The 11,204-nt window shown below is 44.2% G+C and carries 8 protein-coding genes, 1 pseudogene and 1 CRISPR repeat array; of the genes and pseudogenes, 6 read left to right on the top strand and 3 right to left on the bottom strand.

All coding sequences use genetic code 11. The annotated features are described in order from the left end of the window. Positions 1–73 precede the first annotated feature (73 nt). Positions 74–676, top strand: a pseudogene (gene cas1, locus AC1EK1_RS08115) (CRISPR-associated endonuclease Cas1); the annotation flags it as partial. A 7-nt stretch (positions 677–683) separates the two neighbouring features. Then, positions 684–974: a CRISPR-associated endonuclease Cas2 gene (gene cas2 / locus AC1EK1_RS08110; RefSeq protein ID WP_480306981.1), complete on the top strand. Its 291-nt coding sequence runs from the start codon at positions 684–686 to the stop codon at positions 972–974. A 186-nt stretch (positions 975–1,160) separates the two neighbouring features. Further along, positions 1,161–2,568: direct repeats of the CRISPR family, unit length 31 nt; unit sequence GTCGCACCCTTACGGGTGCGTGAATTGAAAC. A 35-nt stretch (positions 2,569–2,603) separates the two neighbouring features. Here cas2 and AC1EK1_RS08105 read toward each other — a convergent pair. Both AC1EK1_RS08105 and AC1EK1_RS08100 read right to left on the bottom strand, forming a co-directional pair. Further along, positions 2,604–3,293, bottom strand: a complete 690-nt coding sequence (locus AC1EK1_RS08105) for a class I SAM-dependent methyltransferase (protein ID WP_480306990.1) — start codon at positions 3,291–3,293, stop codon at positions 2,604–2,606. A 644-nt stretch (positions 3,294–3,937) separates the two neighbouring features. Further along, entirely contained in the window at positions 3,938–4,927 is a 990-nt protein-coding gene (locus AC1EK1_RS08100) for an HU domain-containing protein (protein WP_480306979.1), read from the bottom strand. A gap of 22 nt (positions 4,928–4,949) precedes the next feature. On the opposite strand from AC1EK1_RS08100, the gene AC1EK1_RS08095 reads away from it, so the two are divergent. From AC1EK1_RS08095 to hflX, 3 genes are read left to right on the top strand one after another with little or no spacing between them, the layout of a single operon-like run. Then, complete coding sequence (locus AC1EK1_RS08095; RefSeq protein ID WP_480309174.1) at positions 4,950–5,414, top strand: MerR family transcriptional regulator; 465 nt, start codon at positions 4,950–4,952, stop codon at positions 5,412–5,414. Next, positions 5,401–6,378: a ribonuclease Z gene (locus AC1EK1_RS08090; protein WP_480306975.1), complete on the top strand. Its 978-nt coding sequence runs from the start codon at positions 5,401–5,403 to the stop codon at positions 6,376–6,378. Before AC1EK1_RS08095 ends, AC1EK1_RS08090 begins: the two co-directional genes overlap by 14 nt. Then, complete coding sequence (gene hflX / locus AC1EK1_RS08085; RefSeq protein WP_480306973.1) at positions 6,375–7,592, top strand: GTPase HflX; 1,218 nt, start codon at positions 6,375–6,377, stop codon at positions 7,590–7,592. The genes AC1EK1_RS08090 and hflX overlap by 4 nt, the downstream gene beginning before the upstream one ends. Before the next feature lie 46 nt (positions 7,593–7,638). Here hflX and AC1EK1_RS08080 read toward each other — a convergent pair whose 3' ends face one another. Beyond that, positions 7,639–10,305, bottom strand: a complete 2,667-nt coding sequence (locus AC1EK1_RS08080) for a DUF5686 family protein (protein ID WP_480306970.1) — start codon at positions 10,303–10,305, stop codon at positions 7,639–7,641. Positions 10,306–10,635: 330 nt separating this feature from the next. Between AC1EK1_RS08080 and rpsU the strand changes: the two genes are divergently transcribed. Then, positions 10,636–10,830, top strand: coding sequence for a 30S ribosomal protein S21 (gene rpsU, locus AC1EK1_RS08075; protein ID WP_480306968.1), 195 nt, complete (start codon positions 10,636–10,638; stop codon positions 10,828–10,830). Positions 10,831–11,204 lie beyond the last annotated feature (374 nt).

Below are 11,204 nucleotides of genomic sequence, written 5' to 3'. Positions count from 1 at the left end.
CCTTAAAATCTCTTGCAAAATACTGTATTTCAATTAATTCAAAGAGCGATTAGTCCACTTTAACGGGACAGTAGTGATTCAAGAACTAAGAAGTATTATATCCGATCTCCCTAGATTAACCAGCCGAGGATCAATTATGGGTGCAGAGGGTAATGCCGCACGACTTTATTTTAGTGTATTCGAGCATTTAATTTTGAATAAAAGTTTCACCTTTCACGAAAGGAGCAAAAGGCCTCCAAAAGACGAAGTGAATACATTGCTTTCCTTTTTTTACACCATCCTAGCAAATGACGTACGTAGTGCACTTGAAACAGTGGGGCTTGATCCGTACGTAGGCTTCCTACACACAGATAGGCCTGGGAGGCCATCACTTGCACTAGACCTAATGGAGGAAATGAGAGTTTATTTAGTAGACCGATTTGTCCTGTCATTGATCAACAATCGCCAAATAAGACCATTAGACTTCATAGTTCAAGGGGAAAATGGATATCTTCTCAAAGATGAAAAGAAGAAAGAACTCATCGGTGAGTGGCAGAAAAGAAAACGAACTGAGATCACACACCCCTATATCGGAGAAAAAATGCCGATCGGGCTACTTCCTTATATACAAGCTTCACTTCTTGCCAAGCATCTACGAGGTGAACTAGATGATTATCCAGCATTTCTCATGAGCTAAACTCAATATGTACATTCTCATCACATATGATGTCAACACGACTGATGCACTAGGGCAGAAACGACTTCGTCGTGTGGCAAAAATTTGTTCAGACTATGGACAAAGAGTACAAAACTCTGTCTTTGAGTGCCTCGTAAACCCCGCTCAGAAAGTCGTACTTATAAATAAACTCCTCAGCATTATTGATGACACAAAGGATAGTCTGAGAGTCTATCTCCTTGGCAAAAACTATAGTTCTCACATAAATAGCTATGGGCAAAAAACGAGTTATGAGATAGAGGGAGAACTGATTATCTGAACAACGCATCAATTTCACACTGCGAGGCAGAAGTGATCAACATACGTCAAGATACTCGCAAGTGCTCATAGACATACTGTTGCAAGGATAAAGGACAACTGATGATCCGATAATTATAAAAAAATAGGTACCTTCGCAAAAGAGGATTCTAGAAAGCTTACGTTGAGCTATTCCTAGCATTCTACAGTCGCACCCTTACGGGTGCGTGAATTGAAACTAAATCTTGCATGCAATTTGCATACAAAGGCACCGTCGCACCCTTACGGGTGCGTGAATTGAAACATGTGGTATATTTGTTGTTGAGTTAGCTATCAAACGTCGCACCCTTACGGGTGCGTGAATTGAAACTGCATAGAATCCATATCCGGTCACAAGAATGTCCGTCGCACCCTTACGGGTGCGTGAATTGAAACGTAGAGTTCGTCGGGAAAGACATCTCTGTACCAGCGTCGCACCCTTACGGGTGCGTGAATTGAAACGTTGAAGAATACTTTTTATGATGACAGCGATTGGGTCGCACCCTTACGGGTGCGTGAATTGAAACAAAAATCCTCGGGGGCTAAATTCGTAATAAATTGCGTCGCACCCTTACGGGTGCGTGAATTGAAACGCTCCATCCTCACCCGACTGCTCCTGCGCCGAGACCGTCGCACCCTTACGGGTGCGTGAATTGAAACAGTGCGTAAGATCTAGTCACGAAAGTAGGGCTCCGTCGCACCCTTACGGGTGCGTGAATTGAAACGCCATCTGTGGGTTTTTTCCGATAAAAATTCGGATGTCGCACCCTTACGGGTGCGTGAATTGAAACCAATCATTTCTAACCATGAAGACTAACACCCTACAGTCGCACCCTTACGGGTGCGTGAATTGAAACTTATAAATGTAGTCGTTGGCCTTGGCCATACGGTTGTCGCACCCTTACGGGTGCGTGAATTGAAACTTGTACCATCTGTGGACTGCATCAAAGCGTCAATGTCGCACCCTTACGGGTGCGTGAATTGAAACCTTTAGCTTTAATCCCCGTGTCGGTGTACTTGGTGGTCGCACCCTTACGGGTGCGTGAATTGAAACTGTCAAACCCAAAAAGCCACGTATCTCATTGAATGTCGCACCCTTACGGGTGCGTGAATTGAAACATGGCTGTTTGTACTTATCTGTTAAAAACCTTGGAGTCGCACCCTTACGGGTGCGTGAATTGAAACTTTTGGTATACCACTCTATTAGCAAGATATCTAGTCGCACCCTTACGGGTGCGTGAATTGAAACAGTGTTGTAGAGCCGTCCAAGTGCCGTGTAGCTGTGTCGCACCCTTACGGGTGCGTGAATTGAAACTATCTTTGTCTGCGCCTCCTTGGTCAGCGTTTGGGTCGCACCCTTACGGGTGCGTGAATTGAAACACCTTGATTTCAGCGTTTGCCATTGTCTCTATCGTCGCACCCTTACGGGTGCGTGAATTGAAACCAAAAAATGGCCTACACGGACAGGATCCGCCATGGAGGTCGCACCCTTACGGGTGCGTGAATTGAAACAGAATGTGAGGTATTTGTAGACCAAGCCCAACCGGTCGCACCCTTACGGGTGCGTGAATTGAAACTATTTCAGTTGCGCTCTGAGTCTTATGCTGTGGGGTTATTGTTCGTTTCCGATGCTCCCTCCTTGTGGTTTTACACAGCGGAACAAGCAGGCAGATGCCATTTTTTCTGTCGACACGTCATCGCCATACATACTCCGAAGGCGGCTCTCGGCTTCAGCGAAGGTATCGTATGGAGGGTGGAAAAATCCTTTTCTTTCCAAGACTTTCTTAACAAAGAAATCTGCCAATCGGCGTTCACCCTTGACATAAAAGCAGCCACAGAAACAACCACCGGGTTTCAGCACGCGGAAAATCTCGGCAAAGGCTTTCTCTTTGTCCGGGAAAGCCTGAAAGCCGTTCATCGACAGTACGCAGTCAAAGGTCTCGTTGGCATAGGGAAGTTCTCCGACATCTCCTTGCTCCAAAAACAGGTTGGCTATCCCATCCGCTTCTTTTCGCAAAGTCGCAATAGCTATCATTTCTTCCGAATAGTCTAAGCCAACGATCTCGGCACCTTTCATCCGACGATACTTCTCGGTGGTGAAAATGGCAGTGCCGACAGGCACGTCAAGCAGTCGTCCCCGAAAATCGTCTGGTATTAAATCGAGCACTTTCCGAGCTAAGAGATTGGCATCCTCATTCCAAATCAATCGCATGTATATCCATGACCACCATCTTCGTCCGGTCAATAGGTCATCGTAATGTTTCATCATCCTTTGGTAGGAGTTATTCTGCCTGTCTGCCATTATCTTCTTATCAAAATGTTCATTTCTTATTTCATAAAAGTACGACGCCTGCTTGGTTCCTGCAATCGCCAATGTTAGGTATTTTGAATATTTCCTATGTATCTAGATTCCGCAAGCGGTGGCAGGGGCACAGTGATAAAAGTGGGTGAAAGTGCAAGAAGGCTCACCCTTGATCATTGGAGACCTTCACCTCATCCTCTATAAATGAAATTCTAAAGGTTAAAAAGTCATCCCTCTGTACTTCAAAACTATTTTTCCCGGATGAAAAACTCGAAATCACTATGTGATTTATTCAAATCACTAAGTGGTTTATTCAGATCACTGTGTGATTTCTAGAAATCACACAGTGATTTTATCTTTTCCTTGGACATAAGTACCTTTTTCTCCGATCTCGTCGGCTTTTTCTCCCCCTGAAAATTGTCCTCCCTAAGGTCCTCGGTGGCAATCACGTATATCTGCAAAAACGAAACATCTCGGTGCGTGCAAACGAAACGTTCGCTGAGATTGCACACACCTCAACTAAAAAACTGACACAAAGAAGACAAAAGGGCTACCCAAATTGGGTAGCCCTTTTGCTGTTTAATGATGGAAGAGCGGTCGGACGCAGGCGGAGATTACCGATGAAGATGGAACTAACGCTCGTGCTATTTGGATGATTGCCGATAAATCCAAGCATCAGCATAATCATCGTGCTCATGTACCTTTTTCAGAGCCTCTTGTGCGGATTCAAGGGTGCTGTATACTCCAGTAAATATCCGATGCATTCCTGTCTCGGTCACAAGTACACTGCTATTTGGGAAAGTCTCCAAAGGCCGAAACTTATCCACAAATTTTTGAACTTGCTCTTCATTTCGCAAGCTGGATATCACTACGTAGTATTGTAATGAATCCACGGAAGGAGTAACCACCTGTAGCCCGGCAATGTGTCGAGTGGGGGCTAATTCGTGATCAACCATTTTGGGCTGATCGATTGGATCTGTTTCTTGAGTTGGTATCGGTAGTATTTCCGCTTCCTGCTTCACTTGTGGCACGAAACCGGCTTGATATTGCTGAATGTTATCATTCGACATGCGCACTTTTTCTGCCGGCATAAAAAGCGACAACAAAGCAACTATAGTAGCCACTGTCGCATACCGCATATACCTAAGGTTTATTGGCAGGTAAACGATGTCCTTATCAGCCCCTCTTTTTGACTTTGAGAAATGAGAGGTGGCTATTGGAAGCCTAGCAATGGGGGCGTGCCCATAGTGACTAATAGAAAAAGGATGCTCGGTATTCGGCAAAAAGGAGATACGTCCCTTTGGGTCACACGCTAGGCGACCTACTGCACCTATTTGTACCAAACCATTCTTTTTCAATGCCTCCTGCATATCCTTCACGTCACCCTCCATCAGAGATTTAGCGCGTCTGAAGGTCATCGCATAAGCTCTTGCATAGCTTGTCGCAAGATAGCCATCATCGTGTTTGATAGCAGTATTGAAAGCCAAGCTACAGTGTCCCGGATAGATCAATCCTTTGGAACGATCCAAGGTGGCAGGGACAGCATGCTTCAGTAGAGCACCGACACCGGGTACAAGGACGCAGTCCTGGGTATATAGTGCGTTTTCAATATGTTTCGTGAGTCGGTGAATCATTGTGCTCTACTTTCGGCCATTAATGCATTTCCAATACGGCAAATGTACTCAAAGTTATCTAGAAAAAAGATCTCTAAATTCATTAACTTTGTCCGAGATGAATGTAAGGAAGCAGAACACAGCCCCAAAGGCCACAAGGAAATGGGATAAAACGTCCACCAAAAGCTACTCCACAAGTGAAGTGGCTAGGATTTTCGGTATCGAGGAGCATATTCTGAGGTATTGGGAGCAGGGAACGTCACTGAGTCCTAAGCGATTTCCGAGCGGTGCGAGGAGATACACAAGAGAGGACCTTGAAGTCATAGAGCGCCTACACTACCTAGTGGTGATAAAGGGGATGACCCTAAAGGCCGCAGCGAAACAACTACAAACACCGAGCGTGGAAGTAGACCTGGAACTAAGAAACAAGCTTCTGCAAGTACGCCAAAAGCTGACAGTGATTCGGTCTGAACTCGATAAAGCATTGATGCGTGATGTCCAACACTAAGCCAAACCTCAATTCCGGAATGTATCTTCAAGTGATTGGAGTGGGGTCTGCTCGGCCTCTTCCAGATAGGCACCCGTCTTGTCAGGTTCTTAGGATTAGAGACAAAGTGTTTCTCATCGATTGTGGAGAGGGGTCACAAGTGGAGCTCCTAAAGTATCGAGTGCCAATCTCACGAATGCATCGGATCTTCCTCTCGCATCTCCATGGAGACCACTGCTTGGGCCTACCGGGGCTGCTGAGTACAATGTCTCTGATCGGGTTTGATCACCCGGTCCACATATATGGACCAAACGGCACCAAATACTTTGTCGATCGTATCGTGAAGTTTTTCTGCCGAAACAATGACACTGAAAAGATCATTGCCCACGAGATTGATCCCAAATCCGGTACAGTATGTGTTTACGATGATAACTCTGTGACTGTACAAGCTTTTGAACTAAAGCATACCGTAAGTTGTATTGGCTACCGCTTTGATGAGAAAGCACTACAACCGCATCTGAATAGAGAAGTCGCCGAGTATTATGGCATACCTATAGCCTATTTTGGGAAAATAAAACAGGGGGACGATTACGTGATGCCGGATGGAACGGTGATCCCAAATGAAAGGTTGACCAAGGCAAACCGCGAGGCCAACTCCTTTGCTTACTGCTCTGACACCGAATATTCTCCTCAAATAATTCCTTTCGTTCAAGGTGTAGACCTACTCTATCACGAAGCCACATTTGGAGAAAGTCTTGCCTCACAAGCACACAGCAGAGGGCACTCAACCGCCATAGAAGCCGCCATGATCGCCAAGCAAGCGAATGTGCAACAACTTCTAATAGGCCACTATAGCACAAGATACCGGACAGAAAAGGATATAGAGAGCCTAAGACAAGAAGCCATCACGGTTTTTCCAAACGTTGTGGCGGGAAGTGAGGGGTTAGTTATCGACATCAGTGAAATCAACAAGACAAATAAATGAGAGATTTTATCCTGACAGAATCTGCTACAGACCGAGCTTATTTAGTAGGGCTGGTAACACCGGAACAAACCGAACAAGTAGTAAATGAGTACCTGGAAGAGTTGGCCTTTTTGGCTGACACCGCAAAAATACAAGCGGTAGAATCATTTACTCAAAAACTGGATCACCCTAATCCTGCCACCTATATCGGGAAAGGTAAGCTGGATGAGATTAGTGCCAAAATGAAAGAGGACGAAGTAGGGTTAGTCATCTTTGATGACGAATTGTCTCCAAATCAATTGAGAAATATTGAACGCTCACTGAAAGTCCCGGTCATGGATCGAACAAGCTTGATCCTGGATATTTTTGCCTCTAGGGCTAGAACAGCGTATGCCAAGACCCAAGTGGAGCTTGCGCAATACAACTACCTATTGCCCAGACTAACCCGACTATGGACTCACTTGGATAGGCAAAGAGGTGGAGGAACAAACATGAGGGGACCAGGTGAAACCCAGCTGGAAACAGACCGAAGGATTATTCTATCCAAAATCTCCAAACTAAAAGAGGAGCTAAAGTCTATTGACAAACAGAAGAAAACTCAACGAAAAAACAGAGGGAAACTGGTGCGCGTAGCACTTGTGGGCTATACCAATGTGGGTAAGTCAACACTTATGAACTTGCTAAGCAAAAGTGATGTCTTTGCAGAAAACAAACTTTTCGCCACCTTGGACACCACGGTTCGTAAGGTCGTAATCCAAAATCTACCTTTTTTGCTTACAGACACCGTTGGCTTTATTAGGAAATTACCTACAGAGCTCATAGAGTCCTTTAAGTCAACACTTGATGAATTGCGTGAGGCTGATATTCTAATCCATATGGTAGATGTCTCACATCCATCATTTGAGGACCAGATTGACATCGTCAATAGTACACTCAAGGAGATTATCGGTGCTGATGAGCAACAAAAGCCAACTATCCTAGTCTTCAATAAAGCTGATGCATTTAGCTATACACCAAAAGCTGAAGACGACCTAACACCCAAGACGAAAGAAAACATATCTCTCGAGGAACTACAAAGCACTTGGATGGCTCATAGCGATACAATGGATGTCCGTTTTATCTCGGCGCGAACCGGTGATGGGGTCGAAGAGCTCAAGGAACTTCTGTACGACAGAGTGAAAGAGATTCACACGCAGAGGTTCCCATACAACGACTTTTTGTACGACATATACTGAATCATATCGCATGGAGACAGATCTCCTATGCGACAAGCTCATACTGCTAAAAAGAAAGCCCCACCCTACCTCTAATAACCCATGGAGATGGCAGAGAATATGGTCCGCTAGGTGTAAGTCTGCGAAAAACGTCTATCCTAAAAATACGTGCGATATTCTCAAGACCTATCCCCATTTCCACATAATGCGTATGATCCATCTCTGTGGCTATGGACGGAAGGACAAAAAGTTCTGTGCTGTTGTATTGCCTGTTTTTCTTAGAGGTGTTACCATATAGGTAATTGAGACTCAGTACACCACGAAGCTTGGCTTTGTTGAGTATCGGTAGTTTGTTAAATACCAAGCCACGCAAGTGCCACTCTGCAAAAAGAGTCCCCCACTCATCTCCAATCAATTCGTAAGGGCGCAGGACTTGAAATGACCGGCTATTTAGTGCATATGCTCGATTGACGGGCGGTGTATAAAGCATGGGGAACGGGACGGCATTCCACAATTTTCCGATATTTATCTTATAGTCAAGCCTACCGGCATCATTCATCCAAAGGCGATGAACCACGCTAATCTCGGTGCGATTTCGCACAAATTCACCACCAAGTATCGGGGTACCATACTCATATGAAAAGAAAAAGACAGGTACCTCCTTGCGTATTTTTTTATAAAAAGCAGACTGTCGTTGCATAGAGCCATTATATATCCGCTCTCCAGGAGCGTAACGCAACGTAACACCAAGCAGTGCGTCCGTGACTTTTGGCACTCGTATGAGCGTGGTGTCATTACCATGCTTCTCGACCCTCACATACTCTTGACCGGTGAGTGGGTAGTCGGAGATATGGGCAGCTTGAAACTTTACCTGTAAATCACTTGTCAAATCATTAATATACTCAAGCCTCAAAGATTCACGATACGAGCGATTGGCCAAGTAGGAAGTTCCCAAATTATACAGTATATTATCTTTGTCATTATTCTCAAATATTTGCCCCGGCGTATATAGATCTTTCCAATAGGTAAGGCTTATCTCTTTCTGAGGATATTCGTTCCTAAAATATCTTTTTGGAACAAATGAATAGGAAGCGGTAGTTGAGAACTTCCATTTCTTATCTTTCATTCCATAAGCCAAATAGCCCTCTGCAAAAACACGATGATTGAGATACCCTGTAGTACGCCCCCCAAGTCGCAATCGTAACCCCTCAACACTATTCCGGCCGACAAAACTACCGATCGGTCCAATATCCAATTTGCTACCACCATACAACAAATCTTGTCGCCAACCAGTCCGCATATATCCAGTGCCAAACATATCCGAAAGATCAAGGATTGACTTGTATAGGGGAAACCTACGCACATCGTCTAAAAAACGTCTCAGTCCCTGATTCGTAACCAACAAATCCTTATCCCGAATAGTGCCAAGGTACGCTCCGGCCTGCGAACTCATAGAAAGATCCTGAATCCTAGGATTGCTATAGACTACCAAAGGGTCAGGCTCTGCATATCGATAGCCTCTATACTTTCGATTTTGCTCCACATAAAATGACAACAACTGCCAATGTAATCGAAAAGAAGCAGCCATCGTTTCATCACTTAGTTCCCAGTGGTTGTCCGATGTTGGTCCATAGTATTGCTTGATCTTGAACTGATCAAGGAAGTTTAGGTTTGTGTCATCCGGGATGCTTATTTCACTATATAGCAGCTTTGGCACTTGGTCTGATGTGATGTACAAAACACCCCTAAAGGTATAGTCGGAAGGCTCATATGGATAAAAACTCAGAGCGTAGACCACATGACCGTGACAGACTAATGTGTCTGTCAAATAATACTTATAGTAGTCCTCTCTGTTTCTTGATAGAGGACTAACAAACTGAGAGTCCAATAATTTTACTCTGTTTTCAAAAAGGTCTATGTGTGGAAACAGTTCTTCAAGGCTCATCGTCATTGAGCCATCATCAATATTTTGGTCAAGCCCAACGTGACTTCGATAACGGATTATTCTATGTCTTAATTGTTCCGTTGCATTCCATCCAACATCAGCAATCACTTCGCGTTGAGACAGAGGAAGTGTCCAAGACCCATCAAGGACCGACTGCTGTACATAGTTTTGAAAAAAGGGGAATAGAATATTCAAAAACCTACTTTTCAGATCAAAGTTTGAAAGCGCAAGCACCATTTGATCTGACATGACGAGAGAATAGTCTTCAGCATTGTTCAACCTTCTTTTTTCCTCTGCATACACAAGTCTGTTTACCAGTGCTGACGCAGAGTTTACAGGATTGTATTTTGTCCGAGCAGCCTCTACAATAAGAGTATCTATCAAGTACGGTCGTGAATCCAACTCAAGGTATATTGTGTCCTCAAGAAAGAGAGTCGGATAATAGGTATACTTGAGAGAATAGTATTCTGGATGATTTAGTTCGATTTGAATAGGGTTTTTTGGGGGGACACGAGCTTTGTACGTCAGCTTGCCAAAAACATCCGTCTTTCCTAAAGGAAATCGCCTTGCCTCTGCCCCTACGAACTGAGACACATTCACTCCGCCAAGGGGCACATGCGCAAGAGAACTCTTGACCACCAAATGATTTGTGACAAGACTATCTTCTTTTTGAATAGAGAGCGATTGTCCACAAAGCGGAAGTGGCAGAGTCAACAAACAGAAGAGAGAGAAGGCTAGGATCCTGAAGGCTTCTCTAATCGGATTCTTTTTTAACGCTTTTGATGTCACAAAAAAGGTAATACTAGATTACTTTAGACTCTTATCAAATCCAAGTGCAAGATAACCAATTCTTGGAGATTGAATATCTATTACCGGAGCAAGTGTATCTAGGATACTTGTGTCAGGCCCTCTGATCTACCCACGAATGACGAGTCTGTTGCTTATCTTTTTTTGCTTCAAAACGAAATATACTAGTGTTTCGTTCCTCAATATCATGAAGTCTTCAAAGTCTAAAGTTGTGATCTTCAAATAAAATGGGTACCTTTGCGACTGCTGTGTTACAAGAGAACTGCACAGATCTGTAGAATACAATACAACAACTACAAGAAGAATTAATTTATGATCATTGTACCTGTAAAGCAGGGCGAGAACATCGAGAAAGCCCTGAAAAAGTTCAAGCGGAAGTTTGACCGTACCGGCACCATGCGCAAGCTACGTGACAGGAAGGAATTCAAGAAACCATCTGTCATCAAGCGTCGCAAAATGGAAAAGGCTCGTTATGTTCAGCGTCTCCGCCAGGAGGAGCTAGACTAAGGGACGCCTGCACAGCTCTTATTAACAGAGACGTATGCTAGGCTTTGACAACAGAAACAAATTCGTAGCCTGGCAATAAAGAAGTTTGCACATAAATTATTACATCCTAGGAGGTGTTGTTTATATATATACAAGGGGTGTGTCGCTCACAGTGACACACCCCTTTCTGTAAATATCTGTCCCAATTTGGGCTCATTTTTGAGCAAGACTCCTCTTCACCATTGGGCATGGTTCGGTACTTATGCGACATCTCTTGGTCGCTTTTACTTTTCAATCACCCCAGTTTTTGGTAATTTTGAACATCTAGTGGGTTCCGGAGCGCACTAAACCCCATAAGTACACTATTAGCTCCGACATACGCATACAACAGACAC

It is taken from the genome of Porphyromonas sp. C0026D3, from assembly GCF_056590775.1.
This window is presented reverse-complemented; position numbering and strand designations above follow the sequence as displayed.